The organism is Acuticoccus kandeliae (genome assembly GCF_003073115.1).
On record NZ_QBBV01000002.1, the window covers coordinates 702911 to 725560 of the forward strand.

At 70.0% G+C, this 22650-nt stretch carries 22 protein-coding genes; 11 read left to right on the forward strand and 11 right to left on the reverse strand.

Annotation, left to right across the window (positions count from 1 at the left end):
• Window positions 1-2 precede the first annotated feature (2 nt).
• Genes DBV35_RS15895 through DBV35_RS15905 form a run of 3 tightly spaced genes read right to left on the reverse strand, consistent with a single transcriptional unit; the run spans window position 3 to window position 3873 of the window.
• Window positions 3-1124 carry an ABC transporter permease gene (locus tag DBV35_RS15895; RefSeq protein ID WP_108661290.1) on the reverse strand — a complete coding sequence of 374 codons (1122 nt, stop codon included), beginning with the start codon at window positions 1122-1124 and terminating at the stop codon, window positions 3-5.
• Window positions 1121-2893 (reverse strand): ATP-binding cassette domain-containing protein, encoded by a 1773-nt coding sequence (locus DBV35_RS15900; RefSeq protein ID WP_108661291.1) that lies wholly within the window; start codon window positions 2891-2893, stop codon window positions 1121-1123. The genes DBV35_RS15895 and DBV35_RS15900 overlap by 4 nt, the downstream gene beginning before the upstream one ends.
• Window positions 2890-3873, reverse strand: a complete 984-nt coding sequence (locus tag DBV35_RS15905) for an HlyD family secretion protein (RefSeq protein WP_245943966.1) — start codon at window positions 3871-3873, stop codon at window positions 2890-2892. The genes DBV35_RS15900 and DBV35_RS15905 overlap by 4 nt, the downstream gene beginning before the upstream one ends.
• A 163-nt stretch (window positions 3874-4036) precedes the next feature.
• On the opposite strand from DBV35_RS15905, the gene DBV35_RS15910 reads away from it, so the two are divergent.
• Window positions 4037-4672, forward strand: coding sequence for a CerR family C-terminal domain-containing protein (locus DBV35_RS15910; RefSeq protein WP_108661293.1), 636 nt, complete (start codon window positions 4037-4039; stop codon window positions 4670-4672).
• A 5-nt stretch (window positions 4673-4677) separates the two neighbouring features.
• On the opposite strand, the gene DBV35_RS15915 is transcribed toward DBV35_RS15910, so the two are convergent.
• Window positions 4678-5304, reverse strand: a complete 627-nt coding sequence (locus tag DBV35_RS15915; protein WP_108661294.1) for an FMN-dependent NADH-azoreductase — start codon at window positions 5302-5304, stop codon at window positions 4678-4680.
• A gap of 98 nt (window positions 5305-5402) precedes the next feature.
• Between DBV35_RS15915 and DBV35_RS15920 the strand changes: the two genes are divergently transcribed.
• The 3 genes from DBV35_RS15920 (at window position 5403) to DBV35_RS15930 (ending at window position 8597) form a co-directional block, all read left to right on the forward strand.
• Window positions 5403-6284 (forward strand): LysR family transcriptional regulator, encoded by an 882-nt coding sequence (locus DBV35_RS15920; protein ID WP_108661295.1) that lies wholly within the window; start codon window positions 5403-5405, stop codon window positions 6282-6284.
• Between the two features lie 155 nt (window positions 6285-6439).
• On the forward strand, window positions 6440-7969 hold the full coding sequence (locus DBV35_RS15925; protein WP_205648702.1) for an amidohydrolase family protein: 1530 nt from the start codon (window positions 6440-6442) through the stop codon (window positions 7967-7969).
• Window positions 7970-7982: 13 nt separating this feature from the next.
• Window positions 7983-8597, forward strand: coding sequence for a LysE family translocator (locus DBV35_RS15930; protein ID WP_108661296.1), 615 nt, complete (start codon window positions 7983-7985; stop codon window positions 8595-8597).
• A gap of 287 nt (window positions 8598-8884) precedes the next feature.
• Here the strand turns inward: DBV35_RS15930 and DBV35_RS15935 are convergent, their stop codons facing one another.
• The 6 genes from DBV35_RS15935 to DBV35_RS15960 form a co-directional block, all read right to left on the reverse strand.
• Window positions 8885-9757: a polysaccharide deacetylase family protein gene (locus DBV35_RS15935; RefSeq protein WP_108661297.1), complete on the reverse strand. Its 873-nt coding sequence runs from the start codon at window positions 9755-9757 to the stop codon at window positions 8885-8887.
• A 40-nt stretch (window positions 9758-9797) separates the two neighbouring features.
• Window positions 9798-10613 carry an ABC transporter permease gene (locus tag DBV35_RS15940; protein WP_108661298.1) on the reverse strand — a complete coding sequence of 272 codons (816 nt, stop codon included), beginning with the start codon at window positions 10611-10613 and terminating at the stop codon, window positions 9798-9800.
• Window positions 10610-11542: an ABC transporter permease gene (locus DBV35_RS15945; RefSeq protein WP_108661299.1), complete on the reverse strand. Its 933-nt coding sequence runs from the start codon at window positions 11540-11542 to the stop codon at window positions 10610-10612. Before DBV35_RS15945 ends, DBV35_RS15940 begins: the two co-directional genes overlap by 4 nt.
• Window positions 11539-12579, reverse strand: a complete 1041-nt coding sequence (locus tag DBV35_RS15950; protein ID WP_108661300.1) for an ABC transporter ATP-binding protein — start codon at window positions 12577-12579, stop codon at window positions 11539-11541. Before DBV35_RS15950 ends, DBV35_RS15945 begins: the two co-directional genes overlap by 4 nt.
• 36 nt (window positions 12580-12615) lie before the next feature.
• Window positions 12616-13665: an ABC transporter substrate-binding protein gene (locus tag DBV35_RS15955; RefSeq protein WP_108661301.1), complete on the reverse strand. Its 1050-nt coding sequence runs from the start codon at window positions 13663-13665 to the stop codon at window positions 12616-12618.
• 162 nt (window positions 13666-13827) lie between these two features.
• Complete coding sequence (locus tag DBV35_RS15960) at window positions 13828-14637, reverse strand: DeoR/GlpR family DNA-binding transcription regulator (protein ID WP_108661302.1); 810 nt, start codon at window positions 14635-14637, stop codon at window positions 13828-13830.
• Between the two features lie 184 nt (window positions 14638-14821).
• Between DBV35_RS15960 and DBV35_RS15965 the strand changes: the two genes are divergently transcribed.
• Genes DBV35_RS15965 through DBV35_RS15975 form a run of 3 tightly spaced genes read left to right on the forward strand, consistent with a single transcriptional unit; the run spans window position 14822 to window position 17653 of the window.
• Window positions 14822-15853 carry an SIS domain-containing protein gene (locus DBV35_RS15965; RefSeq protein WP_211099990.1) on the forward strand — a complete coding sequence of 344 codons (1032 nt, stop codon included), beginning with the start codon at window positions 14822-14824 and terminating at the stop codon, window positions 15851-15853.
• A gap of 1 nt (window position 15854) precedes the next feature.
• On the forward strand, window positions 15855-16877 hold the full coding sequence (locus DBV35_RS15970) for a carbohydrate kinase family protein (protein ID WP_108661304.1): 1023 nt from the start codon (window positions 15855-15857) through the stop codon (window positions 16875-16877).
• Window positions 16868-17653, forward strand: coding sequence for a BtpA/SgcQ family protein (locus DBV35_RS15975; RefSeq protein ID WP_108661305.1), 786 nt, complete (start codon window positions 16868-16870; stop codon window positions 17651-17653). The genes DBV35_RS15970 and DBV35_RS15975 overlap by 10 nt, the downstream gene beginning before the upstream one ends.
• Here DBV35_RS15975 and DBV35_RS15980 read toward each other — a convergent pair.
• On the reverse strand, window positions 17628-18602 hold the full coding sequence (locus DBV35_RS15980) for a LysR substrate-binding domain-containing protein (protein ID WP_108661306.1): 975 nt from the start codon (window positions 18600-18602) through the stop codon (window positions 17628-17630). The genes DBV35_RS15975 and DBV35_RS15980 overlap by 26 nt on opposite strands.
• 100 nt (window positions 18603-18702) lie before the next feature.
• Here DBV35_RS15980 and katG point away from each other — a divergent pair, with 100 nt between their 5' ends.
• The 4 genes from katG to DBV35_RS16000 all read left to right on the forward strand — a co-directional run bounded on the left by katG (window position 18703) and on the right by DBV35_RS16000 (window position 22646).
• Complete coding sequence (katG, locus tag DBV35_RS15985) at window positions 18703-20889, forward strand: catalase/peroxidase HPI (RefSeq protein ID WP_108661307.1); 2187 nt, start codon at window positions 18703-18705, stop codon at window positions 20887-20889.
• A 181-nt stretch (window positions 20890-21070) separates the two neighbouring features.
• Window positions 21071-21370: a ribbon-helix-helix domain-containing protein gene (locus DBV35_RS15990; RefSeq protein WP_108661308.1), complete on the forward strand. Its 300-nt coding sequence runs from the start codon at window positions 21071-21073 to the stop codon at window positions 21368-21370.
• Window positions 21371-21562: 192 nt separating this feature from the next.
• Window positions 21563-21958 carry a VOC family protein gene (locus DBV35_RS15995; RefSeq protein ID WP_108661309.1) on the forward strand — a complete coding sequence of 132 codons (396 nt, stop codon included), beginning with the start codon at window positions 21563-21565 and terminating at the stop codon, window positions 21956-21958.
• Window positions 21959-22112: 154 nt separating this feature from the next.
• The gene (locus DBV35_RS16000) at window positions 22113-22646 is read left to right on the forward strand and encodes a Twin-arginine translocation pathway signal (protein WP_157961787.1); all 534 of its coding nucleotides are present in this window, start codon (window positions 22113-22115) and stop codon (window positions 22644-22646) included.
• Window positions 22647-22650: the final 4 nt, after the last annotated feature.

Genomic DNA, 22650 nt, shown 5'->3' on the forward strand with positions numbered 1-22650 from the left:
CGTCAGTCGAGCGTCTTGCGAAGCGCCCGCCGCGTCGCCGCGATGAGGACGAGCGCGTAGAGCGACAGGATCGCCGAGGTGCGCAGGATGTCCGGCCAATAGTCGCCCGCCATGAACAGCGTCTTGATGAGGCCCATGAAGTGGGTCGCGGGCAGGAGCTGGCTGATCACCTGGATCGCGACGGGCACGTTGCGAAGGTCGAACACGAAGCCGGACAGCATCATCGCCGGCATGAAGCTCGTCAGCAGCGCGAGCTGGCTCGCCGCGAACTGGTTGCGCATCGTCGCCGAGATGAGAAGGCCGAGCGAGAGCGAGACGAGGAGGTAGAGGAGCGAGACCGCGATGATGATGCCGAGCGAGCCGCGCATCGGCACGTCGAAGAGATAGCGCGCGGCGAGGAGGCAGAAGGCGAGGTCCACCGCGCCGACGACGAGGTAGGGGGCGAGCTTCGCGAGCACCAGCTCCAGCGGTCGCACGGGCGTGACGAACAGCGCCTCCAGCGTCCCCCGCTCCCACTCGCGCGCGACGAGGAGCGAGGTGAGGAAGGCGCCGATCAGGGTCATGACGAGGACGATGAGACCGGGGACGAGGAACCAGGTCGAATCCCCCGCCTCGTTGAACCAAGTCCGTTGCACGACGGTGATCGAGGCCCCGCGCGAAGCGATCCCCATCCGGTCGGCGCGCTTCTGGAGCGGGGTCGACAGCGCGCCCGCCACATAGGCCTCGATGCTGGAGGCGGTGTTGGAATCGACGCCGTTCAGGATGAGCTGGAGCCGCGTCTTGCCCGCCGCGAGTTCGGTCGAGAAATCGAGCGGAATGTTGAGGATCGCGGCGACCTCGCCCGAGCGCATCATGCGCTCGGCCTCCACCATCGTCTGCACCCAGACCGGCTCCAGATAGGTCGAGCCCTCGAGGTCCATCACGACGTTGCGCGCCATCGGCGCGTTGTCCTGCATGACGACGGCGAGGCGCGCGTTCGTCACGTCGAAGGAGAGGCCGTAGCCGAAGAGGAGGATGAGCGAGACCGGGAGGAGCAGCCCGACGATGAGGTTGCTGCGGTCGCGCAGCATCTGGCGCGTCTCCTTGCGCGTCAGCGCGGCGAGGCGGGTCGCGAAGCCGCTCATGCCGCCTCACGCCCCTCGCGCCGGGTCCGCGCCTGTTCGACGACGGCGATGAAGGCGCTGTTCATGTCCTTCGCTCCCGCCGCGCCGGCCGCCTCGCGCACCTCGCGCGGGGTCCCGATGATCAGCATCTCGCCCGCGTCCTGGATCGCGATCCGGTCGCAATATTCCGCCTCCTCCATGAAATGGGTGGTGACGATGATGGTGACGCCGGCGCGTGCGAGCGACGTGATCGTGCGCCAGAAGGCGCGGCGGGCGAGCGGGTCGATGCCGCTCGTCGGCTCATCGAGGAAGAGGATGTCCGGCTCGTGGAGGAGCCCCGTCGCCATCGCGAGGCGCTGCTTGTAGCCGGCCGGCAGGAGGCCGCTGCGGGCCTTGGGGTCGAGGTCGAAATCGGCGATCGAGGCCTCGACCCGCGCCCGCAGCGCCTTGCGCCTCAGGCCATAGGCCCCGCCGAAGAACTCCAGATTCTCCCGCACGGTGAGGTTGGCATAGAGGGCGAATTTCTGCGCGACATAGCCGATCTTGCGGCGCGCCTCGGCGCGGGCGGTGCGCAGGTTCCGCCCCGCGACCTCGAGCTGGCCGCTCGTCGCCGGCAGGAGGCCGCACAACATCCGGAAGGTCGTCGTCTTGCCCGCCCCGTTGGGGCCGAGAAGGCCGAAGATCTCGCCCCGCTCCACCGTGAAGGAGGTGCTCGCGACGGCGGTGAAGTCGCCGAACATGCGCACGAGATCGCGCACCACGATGATCGGCGCGCCGTTCCCCGCCCCCTCGACCGTCGGCGCGGCGGCGTCGGTCGCGGGTTTCGCCGCCGCCTCGCCCCCCTCGCCCGCCTGCTGGCGCAGGAGCATCATGAAGGCGTCTTCGAGCTCCTCCTCGCGCGCCACGCACGGCGCGCCGTCGAGGAGGGCTTCGATGTCGCCGATCGCGGCGTCCGGCTGGCGGATGAAGCGGACCGCCCCGCCCGCCGGAACCGCATCAATGACGAGGTGCGGCGCATCGATGAGCTGCGCCTGAAGCGCGCGCGCCGGCCGGCCAGCCGGCGGGCTCACGCGATAGGTCAGCCCCTTCGCCCGCGCCCGCAGCGCTTCGGGTGCGCCCTCGGCCAGCAGCTTTCCCTCGTTCATGACGAACACGTCGGCGCACCGCTCCGCCTCGTCCATGTAGGCGGTGCTGACGATCACGCTGAGCGCCTCCGCCCGCACGAGCTCCTCGACGATCTCCCACAGGTCGCGGCGCGAGAGCGGGTCGACGCCGACGCTCGGCTCGTCGAGAAGGAGGAGGTCGGGCGAGCGCACGAGCGTGCAGGCGAGCCCCAGCTTCTGCTTCATGCCGCCTGAGAGCTTGCCCGCCGGCCGCGCGGTGAAGCGCGCCATGTCGGTCATCTCCAGCATCCGCGCGAAGCGCGCGCGCCGCTCCGCCTGCGGCACACCGTGGAGGTCGGCATAGAGGTCGAGATTTTCCTGGACGCTCAGATCATCGTAGAGGCCGAAGCGCTGGGGCATGTAGCTGATGCGGTCCTGCACCGATTGCGGATCGGCCGCGACGTCCGTGCCGAGCACGGTGAGCCGCCCCGCGTCCGGCTTCAGGAGGCCGGCGATCATCCGCATCAGCGTCGTCTTGCCCGCCCCGTCCGGCCCGACGAGCGCGGTGAGACGCCCGGTCCGGATCGTCATCGACAGGCTGTCGACGGCGTCAAAGCGCGCCCCGTCCGGACCGGTGAAGGACTTCGTCAGCGCTTCGGCGGCGACGACGATGTCCGCCGCGCTCATGACGCGGCGTCCGGCGGGAAGCGCACGGTGACGGGCTGGCCGAGGCGCAGCGTGTCGGCCGCATCCTCGACGATGACGCGCACCTCGTAGACGAGGCTCGTGCGCAGCTCCTCCGTCTGCACCGCCTTCGGGGTGAACTCGGCGACGGAGGAGATGTAGCCGACCTGCCCGCTTATCGGATGATCGGGCGCGGTGTCGGTGAAGATATCCGCCTTCATCCCCGGCCGGATGCGGCCGAGATCGGGCTCGTTCACATAGACGCGCGCCCACTTGGGGGCCGTGATGGCGAGCGCGAAGACCGGCTGCTGCGGGGTCGCCTGGTCGCCCGGCTGAAGGAGGCGCGAGCGGACGACCGCATCCACCGGCGCACGCAGCGTCCCCTGGTCGATCTCGTGCCGGAGGAGGGCAACGTTCGCCTCCGCCGCCGCGAGCGCGGCCTCGGCGGCGGCGATGTCCTCCGCGCGCGGGCCGGCGACGGCGAGCTGAAGCGCGGCCTGGAGCTCCTGCACCTTGGCGTCGGCCGCCTCCGACTCGCTCTTGGCGTGCTCCACATTCTGCGCGCTGACGGCGGCGCTCCCCCCGGTCGCGAGGCGCACCATCCGCTCATAGTCGCGCTGGGCCCGCCGCATCGTCGCCTCGGCGGACGCAATCTGTGCCTTGATCTGGGCGATCTCCTCCGGCCGCGTGCCGTTGCGCAGGCTGAGCAGCTTCTGCCGCTGGACCTCGACCTCCGCCTCGGCCTGCTTGCCCTGAAGTTCGAGCGAGCGGGTATCGAGCGTGCCGAGCACCTCGCCCTTCACGACGTCGTCCCCCTCCTCGACGGTGAGGTCGAGGATGCGCCCGCTCCCGTCGAAGGCGAGCGAGACCTGCCGCACGTCGACATTGCCGTAGAGGACGAGCGGACCGCCTTCGCCGGTGTCGCGCGTGGTCCACCACCACCCGGCGGCGAGGAGTGCCGCGACGATGGGAATGACAATCATGCGCTTCTTCATGCGGTCGCTCGCGATCGATGGCGGGCCTTCGGGATGACCCAGAGATTAAATTGACTTTAGTTTTAAGTCAATTTAGTCTACCGCCCATCGATCGGCAAGAGGGCGCGCGCCGCCGCGCCCGACACCCGCGCAAGGCACCACGACACCCGAGATGGACAAGGACATCCGCCCTCTCCGCACGGACGGGGAAGCCACCTACAACCGCATCCTTGAGGCGGCCGGCCGCCTCTTCGCAGCCTCAGGTTTCGCCGAGACGACGAGCAAGGCGATCGCCCAGGCGGCGGAGGTCGACCTCGCCTCGATCAACTACCATTTCGGCAATCGCGCCGGCCTCTATCGCCGCGTCCTCGCGGAGGCGCACCGGCGCGTCATCCGCGTCGACGAGCTGGAGCGGCTGCGCGACTCCGACCTCCCGGCGCAGGAGAAGCTGCGCGCGCTGATCGCCGGCCTCGTGCGGGCGGCGGCGGACGAGGAGGGCTGGCACGCCCGCGTCCTCAGCCGCGAGCTCCTCTCCCCGACCTCCCACCTCACCGTCCTGTGGGAGGACGAGATCGCGCCGAAGGCGGCGATCGCGACATCCTTCCTGTCGGAGATCACCGGCCTCCCGGCCGACGATCCGTCGCTCCTCCCCTGCCTCATGAGCGTGATCGCCCCCTGCGCGATGATGCTGGTCGCGGGGCGCGAGGTGCCGCCACTCGCCGAGATCCTCACGCGGCTCTCGCAGGAGGATCTCGTCGACCATTTCGTCCGCTTCGCGATGGGCGGGCTCGCGGCCGTGCGCGGCTGACCCACTCAGGCGGCGAGCGCCTCGGCCTTCTCCTCGATCCAGCCATCGATCGCCGCGATCGCGTCGGCGATGGCCGTCTCGCGCGCTTCGGGCCCGAAACCGATCCGCTCGGCCCGCACGAAGGTCACGTCGTCAAGGCCGATGAAGCCGAGGAGATGGCGCAGATAGGGCTCCTGGAAGTCGACGATCCTGGCCGGCCCGTCGCTGTAGAAGCCGCCACGGCTCTCCGCGACGAGGACGCGCTTTCCCTTCAGGAGCCCCTCCGGCCCCTTCTCGGTGTAGCGGAAGGTGGTCCCCGCCCGCAGCACATGGTCGAACCAGGCGCGCAGCACTGTCGGGATGCTGAAATTGTACATTGGCGCGCCGATCACGACGATATCGGCGTCGGCAAGCTCGGCGATCAGCCGGTCCGACAGCGCCCGCGCGGCGCGCTCCTCGGACGTCTGAGGCGTCGCACGCACCCCGGCGAGCGTCTCGGGGGCGAGGTGGGGCACGGGGTCGGCGGCGAGATCGCGCCGGACCACCTCGAGATTCCCGTCGCGGGCGGCGAGCTTGGCGATGGCCGCCTCCACGATCTGCCGCGAGACGGAGTTCTGGGCGTCGGCGCTGCTGTTGATGGCCAGGACACGCATGGGACATCCTCCTTCGATTGACGGGGATGTATCTGGCGGCCCGATCCGTGCAACAGTAGCCACCGAATCTGGATCAGACTGTTGCGGAATCCGAAACAATGGACCTCGACGATCTGCGCGCCTTCGTGGAGGTCGCGAACGCTGGCGGGCTGACGGCGGCGAGCCGGCGCATCGGCGTCTCGAAGTCGGTGCTGAGCCGCCGCCTCACCCGGATCGAGGCGGCGCTGGCCGCGCGCCTCATCAACCGCACGACCCGCGGCGTCGCCCTCACGGAGGCGGGCGAGGCCTTCAAAACCCACGCCGAGCGGATGCTCGCCGCCTTCGAGGACGGGCGCAACGCGGTCCACGAGCGCGGCGCGGCCGTCACGGGGCGGCTGCGCGTCTCCGCCTCGATCTCCTTCGGCATCACCCACCTCGCGCCGGTCCTCGCCGAGCTCGCGCTGCGCCACCCCCAGCTCGAGATCCACGCCTCCTACACCGACCGCATCGTCGACCTCATCGGCGAGCGCTTCGACGCCGCGATCCGCATCGGCGCCTTGCGCGATTCGAGCCTCATCGCCCGTCGCGTCGCCCCGATCCGCGCCGCCCTCGTCGCAAGCCCCGCCTATCTCGCCGACCATCCCCGCCCAGCGACCCTTACCGACCTTCGCGCCCACGCGGCGATCGTCCAGGAGAACGCCGTCTGGCGCTTCAGCGACGGGCGGCGCGAGACCCAATTCACCCCGCCCGCCCGCTTCGTCACCGACAGCGGCCACGCGATCCTCGCCGCCGTGCTCGCCGGGGTCGGCATCGCTTACCTGCCGCTCTTCCTGTGCGCGGAGGCCATCGCGTCGGGGGCGCTGGAGACGCTCCTGCCCGACCTTCAGCCGCCCGACAGCGGCCTCTTCGTGGTGCGCCCGCCGCCGGCCGGCCGCACCCCGCCGAATGTCGCCGCCCTCACCAACCTCCTCGTCGAGCGCTTCGCGACCCTCCCCCTCTGAGCCCCGATAGCGCGGGGGGATGGCGCAGGCGGATGGCGCGGGGGAATGGCGCGCCCGGCCGTCGACCGCCACCCCGGCTTTGCGCTATCAGCAGGAAAGGCGCGGCACCGGTCCGATCGGCGGCAGGCGCTGCTCCCGGCGGCGAACGAGGATCCATGACCGACAACGCAACAGGCGGCGCGACGACGCTCCTCATCCGCCGCTGCCGGCTCCTCGCCGACGCGCATCAGGCCGAGGCGACCGGCCCCGTCGACATCCTCATCGAAAACGGCGCCGTCAGCCGCATCGGCGCCGACATCGCCGCCCCCGGCGCCGCCGAGCTCGATGCCACCGGCCTCCTCGCGATGCCGGGCCTCGTCAACGCCCACCTTCACTCCCCGGCCGCCTTCCTGAAGGGCGCGCTCGTCGACGCCCCGCTGGAAATCTTCATGCTGCGCGAGACGCCGCCGACGCTCGGCGGCACGGAAAGCCCGGCCATCTGCCGCGCCCGCGCGCTTCTATCGGCAATGGAGATGCTGAAGCGGGGCATCACCGCCGTCCACGACGACGCCTTCTTCAACCCCGAGCCCGACATGGACGCGATCGACGCCATCATGGGCGCCTATCGCGACACCGGGATCCGCGCGACCGTGGCGCTCGACCAGCCCGAAGTCGCGGAGGTGGAGAAATATCCATTCCTCGGCGACCTCCTCCCGGCCGACCTCGCGGCCGCCCTGTCGCGCCGCCCGCGCATGAATGGCGCCGACCTCATCGACCTCTACCGCGCCTTCATCGCGCGCTGGCACGGGGCGGAGGGGGATCGCCTGCGCTGCGCCGTCTCCTGCTCGGCCCCCCAGCGCGTGACGGCCGACTATCTCGAGGCCCTCACCGACCTCTCCCGCGCCCACGACCTCCCCTTCAATGTCCACGTCCTCGAAACGCGGCTCCAGCGGGTGCTGGGGGAGGAGCGCTACGGCAAGTCGCTCGTGCGCTATCTCGACGATCTCGGCTGCCTCGACGAACGCAAGCAGGTGATCCACGCCGTCTGGATCGACGCCGACGACATCGCGGCCCTCGCCCGTTCCGGCGCGGTGGTGGCGCACAACCCGATCTCGAACCTCAAGCTCGGCTCAGGCGTGATGCCCTTCCGCGCCCTCAAGGACGCGGGCGTCCCGATCTGCCTCGGCACGGACGAGGCCGCCTGCGACGACACCACGAACCTTTGGGGCGTCGTGAAGACGGGGGCGCTCATCCAGAAGATCGCGGACCCCGAATGGACGCGCTGGCCGGCGGCCGAGGAGATGCTCGCGGCCGCGCTCGATGGCGGGGCGCGCTCGCTCCGGCGCGACGATCTCGGCCGCATCGCCCCAGGCGCGCGGGCCGACATCGCCCTCCTCGACCTCAATAGCCTCACCTTCCTGCCGATGAATGACCTCCGCCGCCAGCTCGTCTTCGCCGAGGACGGGTCCTCCGTGCGCCACGTCCTCGTCGACGGCGAGATCGTGGTGCGCGACGGCCGCCTCACCCGCATCGACGAGGCGGCGGCGCGCGCCGAAATCCTCGCCGCCTTCGACGAATTCGCCCCGCGCCTCGCCGCGATCGAAGACCACGCCGCCCGGCTCGAGCCGCACTATCGGCGCATGTACGAGATGGCGCTCGGCGTCGATGTCGGCATGTCGCGCTGGGTGCCGCCCTTTTCGGGCTGAGACGGGCCCGCCGATGGACGCCGCGCTCTTCGCCAAGAGCCTCCTTCTCGGCCTCGCGATCGCGGCCCCGCTCGGCCCGATCGGCGCGCTCTGCATCAACCGCACGCTGGAGCGCGGCATTCTCGCCGGGCTCGCCGGCGGCCTCGGGACGGCGCTTGCGGACGGCGTCTATGCGAGCCTCGCCGCGATCGGCTTCGCGGCCTTCTCCGACGCGCTCGCCCGCATCGACATGCCGCTGCGCCTCCTCGGCGGCGCCTTCATGCTGTGGCTTGGGGTGCGCGAGATGCGGCCCGCACCGCCCCGCGCGCCCGCCCCGGTCCGCCCGCGCGACCTTCTCGGAACGACCGCTTCGACCTTCCTCCTCACCATCACCAACCCGATGACGATCCTCGCCTTCGCCGCGCTCTTCGCCGGTCTCGGCCTCGCCGCGACGAGCAGCAACGCCGACGCCGCGCTCGTCGTCGCGGGCGTCTTCACCGGCTCGATGCTGTGGTGGTGCTGTCTCAGCGGCGGTGTTGCGCTCGCGCGGCACCGCCTGCCGCCGGCGTTCGCGCGCTGGGTCGCCCGCCTGTCCGGCGCGATCCTGATCGCCTTCGGCCTCGCCGCGCTCCTCACCGCTCTCGCCTGACCCCCATCCGCGCCGCAAGTGCGGAGCGTGGCGGGGTCAAGTGCCCGCCCGGAGCCACGCGCAGCGCAGCGAGCATGGCGAGGACGGGCGCTTGAGGCCGCCACGATCCGCCCCAGCCTGGAGCAGGGATGAAGGCCAGAGGGACGCGCAGCGGCCGTCTGACCTGCAACCCTGCCCGTCGGCGAGACGGAGGGAGCGCGAGGGAGGAAATCCCTCGCCGGCCGCCCCGCACGAACGCCGCCCGCGTTTCGCCATCCGCCCCGCAGCACCCGCCGCAGGAACCGCCTCTACCGGATCCCGTGCCCCGCCGCAGCGACGCGCGCGATCTCTCCCGCCGTCGTCAGCCACACCCGCTCTCTCAGGTCGGCGAGGCGCGCCAGCACCTTGCGGAAATGGTGGAGGCGGTGGGCCTGGCCGGTCACATGCGGGTGGAGCGAGATCGCGCACACGAGCGGCCCGGTCTCGGCCTGGCGCAGCATCTCCTCGATCTGGGCGAGGCACAGCTCGGCGAAGTCCGGGGCGGACATGCGGCGCACCACGATGGCGTTGGCGTCGTTCGCCTCCTGCGGATAGGGCACCGCGAGGATGGGGCCGGCGCGCGTCGTCATCGGGATCGGCCGGTCGTCGGCGCACCAGTCGAGGAGGTAGCGGTAGCCGGCCTCGGCGAGGAGGTCGGGCGTCGCGTCCGTCTCCGCGATCCAGGGGCCGAGCCATCCGGCGGGGGGCGTCCCTTCGTGCCGCGCGATCTCGGCCGTCGCCTCGGCGATGAGGGCGCGCTCGTCCACCTCGGAGAGGCCCGCCTGCGTCTCGCCGTTGGTGCGGCCGTGGGCGGCGATCTCCGCTCCCGCCGCGCGCCAGGCCTCCACGAGGCCCGGCGCCGCCGCGTAGAGGCGGCTGTTCACGAGCGCGGTCGCCGGAACGCCCGCCTCCCGCATCGCTTCCAGGAGCCGCCAGGCGCCGACGCGGTTGCCCCAGTCGAGCCAGCCATAATTGATGATGTCGGGCCGCGCCGGGTTGTCGACGAGGGCGTCGAACATCGCGGCGTCGAAGGCATAGGCCTCGAGGTTCACCGCCACATAGATGGCGAGCCCCCGCCCCTCGGGCCACGCATAGGGCACCGGCTCGGTCACGGGCCGGTAGGGATAGCGGCCGTGGGTCATCGCATGCCTCCGTCGCAACGCTCGCCCGCGCGCGACCGCCTCACTGGTTCACCTTGTCGAGGCCGATGCTCGCCGAGACGGCGAGGAGCGCGACGATCGCGATTAGGATCTGGAAGCCGGAGACCGCGGCGACGAGGGGCGAGCTCGTGTTCTGGACGAGCGCCAGGAGCTCGATCGGGAGCGGTCGGTCGCGGAAGCCGTGGGTGAAGATCGCGACCGACAGGTTGTCGAACCCTTCCACGAAGGTGAAGACCGCGCCGGCGAGGATCGCGGGCAGGAGCAGCGGGAAGGTGATGGTCGCGAGGCTCTGGAAGGAGGTCGCGCCGAGATTGGTCGCCGCCTCCTCCAGCGAGGGGTCGAGGCGCTGGAGGCGGCTCGTCACGGTGCGCACCATCACCGCGAGCACGAAGACCGCGATCGAGATCGACTGGAGCCAGATCGAGGGCGAGACGCCGATGAGGGCACCGGCGAAGAGGACGGCGGTGCCGAGAACGATGCCCGGCACCATGTGCGGCGCCATCACGAAGACGGAGAGCGCCGTCGTGCCGCGGAAGCGGCCACGCGCGCAGGCGAGCGCCGTCGGCACGCCGAGGACGATGCACAGGATCGTCACCATCACGCCGACCTTCAGGCTGTTCCACATCGATTCCACGAGCACGCTCTGGGCGAAGAGCTCGCGATACCAGCGGAAGGTGAACCCTTCCGGCGGGAAGCTCACATAGCCGCGCGTGTCGAAGGAGATGATGACGACGATCACCGACGGGGCGACGAGGAGGATCAGCGCCGCGATCGCGACCGCGATGATCGCCCCGATCGCGAGGCGGTCGGCGAAGGGGGAAAGGCCCGGCGTCCTCATGCGTCGCGCCCCTTGGTCCAGCGAGTGAAGCGGTTGGTGACGAGCGCGATCATCAGGAGGACGATGAGGCACGTCACCATCAGGATGAGGGAGGAGACCGAGCCCTTGCTCCAGTCGAGCGAGTAGATCACCTGCTCGTAGATCATGGTCGCCGCGTTCAGATAATTGCCGCCGCCGAGGAGCTGGGGCACGACGAAGGTCGTGTAGCTCAGCGTGAAGACGAGCGCGCAGCCGGTGCCGATGCCGGGGACGCTGAGCGGCAGCACGACGTGGCGGAGCGTGCCGAGGCGCGAGGCGCCGAGATTGGCCGAGGCCTCGTCGAGGCGCGTGTCGTGCCGGCTCATCACCGCGATGAGGGGCAGGATCATCACCGGCAGGTGGATCTGCACCATGCCGATCAGCACCGCGACGGGGGTGTTGATGATGCGCAGCGGCCGCTCGATCAGGCCGAGATCGGTGAGCGCCATGTTCACGACGCCGCGCCCGCCGAGGATCACGAGCCAGGCATAGGTGCGCACGATCCCGCTCGTCAGAAGCGGCGCGATGGTGAGCACCAGGATCAGCCGCCGCACCCACGGCCCGCCGATCAGGAAGAGGTAGGCGACCGGATAGCCGAAGAGCAGGCAGAAGAGCGTCGTCATGAGCGCAAGGCTCATCGAGCGCTGGAAGGTGATCCAGTAGAGGCGGTCGCTCAGCGCATTGGCGAGATGGTCGATCGAGAAGGTCTGCGAGACGATCGCGCCGCGCTCGACCACGATGTCGGAGAAGCCGAGCGAGAGGAGGATCGCGAACGGGATCACCGCGACGACCATGAGGACGACGATCGCCGGCACCGCCGGCCAGATCCCCCGGCCGGAGATCAGCTTGTCGAGGATCGTCTCGCCAAGGCTCGCCCGGGTCGGCGCGTTGGGGAGGACGGCGTGGGTCATCGGTCCTGGTAGATCGCGCAAAGGTCCGGATCGAGGACGGCGACGGAGACCGGCGCGCCCTCGACGAGAAGGCCCGCGCGCTCCTGGCGCATCAGGACGACGCGCAGCGCCGTCCCGTCATCCATCCCGACATGATATTCGACGAGCGGGCCGATCGAGCGGTGGAAGCGGATCGTGCCGCGCCACGCCCCCTCCCCACCCGGATCGAGGCGCAGATTGTGGGGCCGCGCCATGATCTTCACCGGCCCGTCGAGGTCGGTCGGGACGGTCTGGGCGTCCGGCAGCGCGACGCGCCCGCCGCTCGCCCGCCCTTCCCAGAAGTTCGAGGAGCCGATGAAATCGGCGACATAGGCGGTCGCGGGCCGGTCGAAGATCTCCTCCGGCGGGGCGACCTGCTCGATTTTGCCGCCGCGCATCACCGCGATCCGGTCGCTCATGGTGAGCGCCTCTTCCTGATCGTGGGTGACGAAGATCGCCGTCATGCCGAGGCGCTTGATGAGCTGGCGCAGGTCGACCTGCATCGCCCCGCGCAGCTTGGCGTCGAGCGCGTTGAACGGCTCGTCGAGGAGGAGGACGCGCGGTTCCAGCACCATCACGCGCGCGATCGCGACGCGCTGCTGCTGGCCGCCGGAGAGTTGGGCCGGGTAGCGGGCCTCGAAGCCCGTCAGCGAGACGGTCTCGAGCGCGGCGGCGACGCGGCGCGCGATCTCGGCCTTCGCGACGCCGCGCATCTTGAGGCCGTAGCCGACATTCGCCGCGACGGTGAGGTGCGGAAAGAGGGCGTAGCTCTGGAAGACGACGCCGACGGGGCGGCGGTTGACCGGTACGCGGGACATGTCGTGCCCGTCGACGAGGATCCTCCCGTCATCGGCGTCCCAGAAGCCGGCGATGCAACGCAACAACGTGGTCTTGCCGCAGCCCGAGGGGCCGAGCAGCGTGACGATCTCGCCCTCCGCCACGTCGAGGACGCAGCGGTCGAGCACGGTCTGCGCGCCGAAACGCTTGGTGACGGCGCCGATGCGAAGCACCGGCGCCATCTCGTGTTCCGTCGCAGAAAGCACGGATGCCTGCATTCAGCCCGCGAACATGCGGTCGAAGGTCTCGACGGTCTGCCCGCGCAGCGGCGCGATGTCCGGCCACTGGAGCGAGGTCATGTTGGCGCGCTCCTCCGGGGTGGACGGGACGTAGGGCGCGGCTTCGGCCGGCGTCTCGATGCCCTTCACCACGGTGCCGAAATAATAGGGCGCGCCGGCGGCCATCGTCTGGATCTGCGGGGTGAGGAGGATGTCCGCGAACTCGTGGACGAGCTCACCGACGCCGTCGGCCGTGTTGATGTACTGGACGATGTTCGTCGGCAGCATCAGCGGGCCGGGCTTGGTGATCTTCACGTAGCCGATCGGCACGCCCGCCGCCGCGGCGAGCGCCGCATTGGTGTGCCACAGCGGGGCGAGGTCGACTTCGCCGCGCTCGATCATCTGCTGGAGGAGGTTGGGGCTGCGCCCGACGAGCGGCTCCATCTCCTTCCACTTGTTGAGCGCGAACTCCATGTCGGTCTCGGGCTTGCCGAAGGCCTCGCAGGTCGCGGCGAGGACGCCGAGGCCGAGATTGGATTGCGGGCGGCACATGCCGACGCGGCCGTGAAACTCCTCGCCCCAGAGCGCTTCCCAGGTGGCCGGGGGCTCGGAGACGGTCTCGGTGTTGTAGGCGATGCCGATGCCCTCGAAGACGACGGGGCAGCCGGTGTCGAGCCCGTAGGGCAGGAAGCTCGGCTCGATGTTCGCCGCGTTCGGGATCTTCGAGAGGTCGAGCGGGACGAGCACGTCCTCGGCGAGGGCGTTGACGATCGCCGGGGTGCCCATGACGGCGAGGTCATAGGGAGAGTTGCCGCGGGCGGCCTTGATCTGCGCGAGCGCTTCGGCCGAAAGGCCGCCGATGACGCGCAGCGTGACGCCGGGGTGGCGCTTGCCGAGCTCCTCGCCCGCCGCGATCAGCGGCTGGTCCTGCTCGTTTCCGTAGCCGACCATGACGAGTTCGCGGCTCTGCGCGCGCACGATTGCTGGGGCTGAAATCAGCGCCGTCGTCGCTGCGAGGCCACCGACCACTGTTCTCCGATTGACGTTCATCGCCGATCTCCTGCTGTGCGCCGCGAGCCCGTCCGAACGGGTCCACGTGGTTCCGATCGACTTTTATAGGAGGACTGATCGAAAGTTTTCGCAAGTAGAATTTCGAACGCATTCTGCACGAATGGGTGGCAGCCTTCGCCTCGGAATGAGGCGCACAGCCGCTCAGGCGAGCAGCACCTGGAGCCCGGCCGCCTCCAGCGCTTGCACGTCGGCAGGCGCCGCGTCGCGGTCGGTGATGAGGGCCGAGACCTCGTCCGTGGCGGCGATTCGGGCGCCGGCGACGTGGCCGATCTTGGCGTGATCGCCGAGGACGACGCCCCGCCGCGCGGCCGCAAGCATCGCCCGTTTGATCTCCAGCTCCTCGAAGTTCGCATTCGTGAATCCGCGCTGGGCGTCGATCCCCGCGCAGCAGATGTACGCGCAGTCGGCGTTGATCTCGGCGAGCAAAAGTCCTCCGAAAGGCGAGATCAGCGAACGCGAACGGCCGGGCGCCTGCCCCGCCTTCTTGAGCGTGCCGCCCGTGACCATGACGGTTGCTCCCGGATGGTTCTCGAGTGCGATGGCGATGTCGAGGCTCGACGTGATGACGACGACATCACGCAGGTCCGCCGGGAGCTGCATCGCCATCGCCAGCGCAGTCGTCCCCGCGTCGAGGATGATCGTCTCCCCGTCGCGCACCATGCGCGCGGCCATCGCGCCGATCCGCTCCTTTTCGGCCGCGAAACTCTGGCTCGGCAGGTCGATCGGCCGCTCGAAGCGGGCGGGCTGGACGGAGACCGCCCCGCCGCGGATGCGCCTCAGCAGAAGGCGGCGCTCCAGCGCGTCGAGGTCGGTGCGGATCGTCACGGCGGACACGCCGAGCGCCTCTGACAATTGCCCGACCTCGACCATCCGGTCGCGGCGCAGGATTTCGAGGATCCGCTCGTGGCGCCGGTTGAGCGGCGGGGCGGATGCGACTTCAGCGTTCGTCATCAATGACCGTTGGCGACTTGCGTTTCTGGCTGTAATGACAATTATCGCAAACAGGCAGCGCGCGCCAGGACCCGGCGCGCACACGGGTTCCAGGAGACTGTCATTGGATATTGAAATGCGGCTGAAGGAAATTCGGCGCGAGTCCTCGTCGGACGCGCCGGGAGATCCGGAGCGTTTCCGTCGCGTGGCCCTCACGAACGACGAGATGATGGCCCAGGGCGACGCGATCCGCGCGACGCTCGCCGCCAACGCCGAGCCGCTCGCCGCCATCGCGCGCGACCTTGCGGACCGTCCGATCCGGCGCATTGCGATGGTCGGGTGCGGCGATTCGTGGATATCCGGCTTCGGTGTGCGCCAGGCGATGGAGAAGGCGCTCGGCGCGGTCGCCGAGCCCTGCGAGGCGTTCGATTTCGCGACCTACGGCCTCGATGTCGTCGACGCCGAGACCGTGGTGATCGGCCTCTCCTCCAGCGGCAAGACCGAGCCGGTCATCGACGGGCTGAAGGGCGCCGCGGCGAAGGGCGCCTACACGATCGGCCTCTCGAACACGCTCGGCTCCCCCCTCATGGAGGAGTTCCCCGGCGCGCTCCATATCCGCGCGACGCGCGGCGGCTGGCCGACCCAGTCGAGCACGGCGGCAATGGCGCTGAAGCTCGCCCTCACGATCGCGATCGGCGAGGCGAAGGGCAAGGATGTCGCCGCGCTCGCCGACGCGCTCGCCGCGCTGCCGGACACGGTCGACGCCGTCGCCAAGTCCTTCTACGAGCCCGCCCGCGCCCTCGGCGAGCGTCTCGCCCGCGCCGAGCTGATCCTCTCCTGCGGCGCCGGCCCCTACTTCGCCCCCGCCGCCTTCAGCGCGGCGAAGCTGAAGGAGCTCGCCCCGATCCACGCCTACGCCTTCCCGCTCGAGGAGTACCACCACTACCGCACGCAGAAGGAAGGCGACGTGATGTTCATGGTCGCCGCCGACGCCGCGAGCCATGCCCGCGCGCTGGAGACCGCCATCATGAGCCGCGGCTCGGACGGGGTGTGCATCGCGCTCCTGCCGGAGGGCGAGACCGAGATCGCGTCGGTCGCGGACGTCGCCTGGCACCTGCCGAAGGTTCCGGCCGACATCGCCCCGATCGTCTATAGCGTTCCGCTGCACCTCTTCGGCTATCACGTCGCCATGGCGCGCGACGCGCTCGGGCTCGGCGCGCCGCGGCTCGGCGGCTAACATGCGGCCAGACCTCGTCACCGTCGGCGGGCTGACGGTGGACAATGTGGTGGCCGCCGACGGCACGGTGGCGCTCGCCCAGGCGGGCGGCAACGGCGCCTACTCGGCCGTCGGTGCGCTCGCCTGGCAGCCGCGCGTCGGCCTCGTCAGTCACGCCGTCGCCACCTACCCGCGCGACGTGATCGCGCGGCTCGAGGCGGGCGGCGTCGACCTTGCGGGGGTCCTCTGGTCCGACGTCGCCCTCGCCTCCTGCAACTGGTTCATCTACGACGCGGGCGGTCACCGCCAGGAGGGGCTCACGAGCCCTCCCGAGGCGCTCGCGGCGGCGGGCTTCCCGTCCGACCGGCTGACGCCCGAACAGGTCGCCGCGTGGCGCGCGCACCTTGCGGCGCGCGACACGTCGGGCGAGCTCACCTATTCCCAGTTCCGCAACAACCGCCCGCTGCGGCCCGAGCAGGTGCCCGCCGCGTGGCATGACGTGCGGGGCGTCCACCTCGCCCCCAGCCAGCCGGACGTGATGCTCGGCATGCTCGACCTCTTCAAGCCGCACGGCGCGGTGGTGACGGCCGATCCCGGCTGGCAGCTCGCCGCCCGCACGCTCGACGAGATCACCCCGGTGCTCGCCCGGCTCGACGCGTTCCTGCCGAGCGAGGTCGAGCTTCGCGCCCTCGTCCCGGACGCCGGCCTCGCCGACGCGCTCGCCGCCGTCGCGGCGCGCTGCCCCGGCGCCGTCGCCGTGAAGCTCGGACCGAAGGGCGTCCTCGTCTGGGACCGCCCGACCGCGTCCGCCGTCGCCGTCCCCGCCCTCCTCGTCGAGACGGTCGACCCGACCGGCGCGGGCGACAGTTTCAGCGGCGGCTTCCTCGCCGGCCTCGTCGAGACGGGGAGCCCGGTCGAGGCTGCCCGCTTCGGCGCCGTGTCCGCGAGCCGCGTCGTCCAGCGCTTCGGCGCAGACGGGGCCCTCCCCGTCGACCGGGCCGCCACGCGCGCCGCCCTCCATCCAGAGAGTTCTCCATGTCTTTGAAGATTTTCGCGAGCCGTCCGCTGGTCATCGCCGCGCTGCACCTGCCGGACTTCGCGCTGTCGCGCCACCGCTCGATGGCCTGGTACGAGGACTATGCCGTCGCGAACGCGCGCGTCTTCGCCGAGGCCGGCATCCCCTGGCTGAAGCTGCAGGACCAGACCCGCACCGATGGTCTCGCGACGTCCGACACGCTCGCGATGACGGCCGCGATCGCGCGCGCCCTGAAGGCGGAGGTGCCCGAGATCGGCATGGGCATCATCGTCGAGGCGCATGACCCGGCGGCGGCGATCTCGGTCGCCCACGCCGCGCAGGCCGACTTCGTGCGGCTGAAGGTCTTCGTCGGCGGGGCGATGACGGCGCAGGGGCCGCGCTACGGGCTCGGCGCCGCCGCTGTCGCCCACCGCACCGCGCTCGGGCGGCCGGACATCGCGATCCTCGCCGACGTCCACGACCGCACCGCCGTCCCCCTCTCCAGCGAGAGCCAGCCCTTCGCGGCCGAGTGGGCGGCGAAGACCGGCGCGGACGGTCTCATCATCACGGGGTCGAGCTTTCCCGACACGCTCGCCCGGATCGAGGCGGTGCGTGCCGCCGGGATCGGCCGGCCGCTCCTCATCGGGGGCGGCGTCACGGCGGGCAATGTCGGCGAGGCGCTCGGCGCGAGCCAGGGCGTGATCGTCAGCAGCGCCCTGATGCGCCGTGACGCGGGCGAGGACGACCTCGTGCGCTGGGATCTCGACCTCTCCCGTCGCTTCATGGACGCCGCACGCGCGGCCTGACCGGACGCGGCGCCGGTTCGTCGGGCGGCGCATCCTGCCGCCCGGCCGCCCCGCCCTCCGTGCGCAAGGCCTCCGCCGCCTGCGCGACGAGCTCTGAAAGCTGGCGGAATCGCGCGCCGAGCGGCGAACTCTTGCGCCACACCATTCCGACCGTGCGCGAGGGCTGCGGATCCTCGAAGCGCATGACTGAGACCGGCGCCGCCCGCGTCTCCAGGGTGACCGCCATCTCCGGCAGCAGCGTCACCCCCATCCCCGCGGCGACCATCTGCACCAGCGTCAGGAAGGAGCTCGCCTCCAGCCCGTCCCGCGGCCCCGGCGCGCTCATTGTGCAGTAAGAGAGTGCCTGGTCGCGGAAGCAGTGCCCTTCCTCCAGGAGGAGCAGGCGCATCTCGGCGAGCGCGTTGCCCGGCGGCACCGGCTCGGCCGCATCCCGGTCCGGTCGCACCAGCAGGAACTTCTCCGAGAAGAGCGGCAGCTCGGTGAGCGAGGACTCCGAGATCGGCAGCGCCACGATCGCCGTGTCGAGCTTGCCATCGCGAATCTCCTCGATCAGCTTCGAGGTCAGCGCCTCGCGCACATGGATGTCGAGATCGGGCTCGCATTCGGCGACGATCCCCATCAGTGTGGGCAGGAGGTAGGGCGCGATGGTGGGGATCATGCCGACGCGGAGCCGGCTCGTGTTCGCGGCGCGGGCAAGGTCGCTCAGCTCGTCGATCGAGCGCAGGATGTGCCGCACGCGCGGCAGCGCGGTCTCGCCGAACTCGGTGAGGCGGACGCGGCGGGAGCCCCGCTCGATCAGCACGGCGCCGAGCGCGGCCTCCAATTCCTTGATCTGCATCGAGAGGGCCGGCTGCGACACCGCGCACACCTCCGCCGCCCGACCGAAATGCTGATGTCGCGAAAGCGCGTCAAAATAGCGAAGCTGGCGCAGCGAGACGGTGTTGCTCATAGGAAAAACTTATCGACCCGATCCTGATAGTTGATTTTGCCTGATCGGACGACCGGGGTAAATTGACGTCATCGCGAGCGTAACGCCAAGGGAGGAAATTATGGACGCGAAGACAGAAGGTGCGGGCGGCTGCCCGTTTTCAGGCGGCGCACGCGGGCACCGCAATCGTGACTGGTGGCCGGAACAGCTCGACATCGAGATGCTCCACCGCAATTCGAGCCTGTCGAACCCGATGGGCGCCGCGTTCGACTATGCCGAGGCGTTCAAGACGCTCGACCTCGACGCGGTGATCGCCGATCTCAAGGCGCTGATGACCGATTCGCAGGAGTGGTGGCCGGCCGATTTCGGCCACTATGGCGGCCTCTTCATCCGCATGGCCTGGCACTCGGCCGGGACCTATCGCATCACCGACGGGCGCGGCGGCGCCGGGGCCGGCCAGCAGCGCTTCGCCCCGCTGAACTCGTGGCCCGACAACGCCAACCTCGACAAGGCGCGCCGGCTGCTTTGGCCGATCAAACAGAAATATGGCAGCAAGCTCTCCTGGGCGGACCTGATGGTCCTCACCGGGAACGTCGCGCTGGAATCGATGGGCTTCAAGACGTTCGGCTTCGCCGGCGGCCGCGCCGACGTGTGGGAGCCGGAGGAGCTTTATTGGGGCCCGGAAGGCACCTGGCTCGGCGACGAGCGCTATAGCGGCGAGCGCCAGCTCTCGAACCCGCTCGCGGCCGTGCAGATGGGCCTCATCTACGTGAACCCGGAAGGCCCGAACGGCAAGCCGGACCCGGTCGCCGCCGCGAAGGACATCCGCGAGACCTTCTACCGGATGGCGATGAACGACGAGGAGACCGTCGCGCTGATCGCCGGCGGCCACACCTTCGGCAAGACGCACGGCGCGGGCGACCCGTCCCTCCTCGGCGCCGACCCCGAGGGTTCGTCCATCGAGGACCAGGGCCTCGGCTGGAAGAGCAGCTTCGGCACCGGCTTCGGCGGCGACGCCATCACCGGCGGCCCGGAGGTGATCTGGAGCCAGACGCCCACCCGCTGGAGCAACTATTTCTTCGACAACCTCTTCAACTGCGAGTGGGAGCTGACGAAGAGCCCGGCCGGCGCCTATCAGTGGCAGGCCAAGGGCGTCGAGCCGTCGGTTCCGGACCCGTTCGACCCGTCGAAGAAGCGCCTGCCGACGATGCTGACGACGGACCTCTCCCTCCGCTTCGACCCGGCCTACGAGAAGATCTCGCGCCACTTCCACCAGAACCCGGAAGCGTTCGCCGACGCCTTCGCCCGCGCCTGGTTCAAGCTCACCCACCGCGACATGGGTCCGAAGGTGCGCTATCTCGGCCCGCTCGTGCCGCAGGAAGAGCTGATCTGGCAGGACCCGATCCCCGCCCTCGACCACGAGGTCGTCGGTGAGGCGGACATCGCCGCGCTGAAGGAGAAGATCCTCGCCTCCGGCCTCAGCGTGACCGAGCTCGTCTCGACGGCGTGGGCCTCCGCCTCGACCTTCCGCCGCTCCGACAAGCGCGGCGGCGCGAACGGGGCGCGCATCCGCTTTGCCCCGCAGAAGGACTGGGAGGTCAACAACCCGGCCCAGCTCGCCAAGGTGCTCGGGGTGCTGGAAGGCATCCAGGCCGACTTCAATGGCGCGCAGACGGGCGACAAGAAGGTCTCGCTCGCCGACCTCATCGTGCTCGCGGGCGCGGCGGCGGTCGAGAAGGCCGCGAAGGATGGCGGCGTCAGCGTCACCGTCCCCTTCACGCCGGGCCGCATGGACGCGACCGAGGCGCAGACGGACGCCGAGTCGTTCGCCGCGCTGGAGCCGCGCGCGGACGGCTTCCGCAACTACCTCTCCGGCGACCAGTTCATGATGCCGGAAGAGGCGCTCGTCGACCGTGCGCAGCTCCTGACCCTCACCGGGCCGGAGATGACCGTGCTCCTCGGCGGCCTGCGCGTCCTCGGCGCCAATGCGGGCGGCTCCAAGCACGGCGTCCTCACCGACAAGGTGGGCACGCTCACGAACGATTTCTTCCTGAACCTCCTCACCATGGCGACGGAGTGGGTCCCCTCCTCCGACGGCACTTTCGAGGGGCGTGATCGCAAGACGCATGCGCCGAAATGGACGGCGAGCCGCGTCGACCTCATCTTCGGCTCGCACTCGCAGCTGCGCGCCTTCGCCGAGGTCTATGCCTGCGCCGACTCCAAGGAGAAGTTCGTGAAGGACTTCGTGGCGGCGTGGACGAAGGTCATGAACGCCGACCGGTTCGACATCGTGACCGCGCGCCGCTGACGCGCACGCGTCCGAACGGACCCGACATCGACGCGCCGGCAGCCCCTGCCGGCGCGTTTTTTCGTGGCCGCCCCTGCCGCGCCGGGCGCCGCCGCGCTGCCTGGAATTCGTTCAGTTCGATGCACAATGGACGGGCACGCGTCCATTCGATACCCTCGCCGGCCACGGAGGGAAATCGCCCATGTGCAGCATCTTTTCGGACATCCCGCGCGAGAGCTATGAGAGCCAGACGCGCTCGATCCGCATCAGCGGGCATTCCACCTCGATCCGCCTCGAGGCCGCCTATTGGGACCTCCTGGAACGGCTCGCCCGGCATGAGGACAAGTCGCTGAGCCGCCTCCTGACGGAGCTGCACGACGAGGTGCTCGACCTTCACGGCGAGGCGCGCAACTTCACCTCGCTCCTGCGCTGCGTGTGCCTCATCCACATGACGCGCGGCGGCAGCGCGTCCGAGCTCCTGCGCGAGGCCGAGCCCCTCTGACGCCCGTGCGCCGGGCGCGCCCGTCCGGCTCGGTGCGGGCGAATCCGCGAATTGTTACAAGAATAAATCGCTGTGTTATAATCATACTACCAGCACGCGAAGGAGCCTCCTAACCTGCTTGCTGACCGGTTTTCTCGGCGCCCCAAGAAGGAGCGTACAATTACCCACCCGGTTACTTAAGGAGGAGTGCGAGTGGCGAAAGCGATTCATTCGATGATCCGGGTCCTCGACGAGGCTCGATCGGTCGATTTCTATGAACGCGCCTTTGGCCTCACGGTCGCTGACCGGCTCGACTTCGACTCCTTCACGCTCGTCTATCTGCGCAATCCGGAAAACGACTTCGAGCTGGAGCTGACGATCAACAAGGGCGAGACCAAGCCCTACGATCTCGGCAACGGGTACGGCCACCTCGCCTTCGCCGTCGATGATCTCGAAGCCGAGCACCAGCGCTTCGCCGACGCGGGCTTCGCACCGCGCAAGCTCGTCGACTTCGCGCCGGGCGGGACGACGATCGCGCGCTTCTTCTTCGTCGCCGACCCGGATGGCTACCAGATCGAGGTTCTGCAGCGGGCCGGCCGCTATCAGTAGAGTTTGAGCGCCCGCGACAAGAACAACGAGGCGGGCGCACGTTCGGGAGGAAAAGTCGATGAGGTTGATCGATCGCTCCGCCACCGCGGAGCACGGGGAAGGTGCGCCCGTCGCACAGCCCCGGCCAAAGGTCCGATTGGACCGGCGCAAGTTCATGAAGAGCAGCCTGACGGCCGTCGGCGCCTATGCCGTCGCCGTCGGGGGAACGACCTTTATCGTGGGGCCGGACAAGGCGTGGGCCGTCGAATATGACGCGCTCGACCCCGATCTCGCCGAGACGCTCCTGCGCATGACGCGGGGGATCTACCCGCACGAATTCCTGGGCGACGTCCACTATGCCGTCGTCGTCAAGGACCTCGACAAGGAGGCGTCGGGCTTTGCGGACAAGTCGCGGCTCGACCTTCTGCGCGAGGGCGCCGCGAAGCTCGACGAAGCGGCCGGTGGCTCGTTCATCGACGCCTCGGACGCCGCCCAGCTCGCCGCCCTCGAAGAGCTCTCGAGCACCCCCTTCTTCCAGGCCGTGCGCGGCAAGGCGGTGGTCTCCCTCTACAACCAGCCCGAGGTCTGGAAGGCGTTCGGCTATGAGGGGCCGTCCTTCCCCCATGGCGGCTACATCAAGCACGGCTTCGACGATCTGTCCTGGCTCCCGGACCCGCCCGCCGAGGCGAGCCCACCGGCCTTTGATTGAGGGA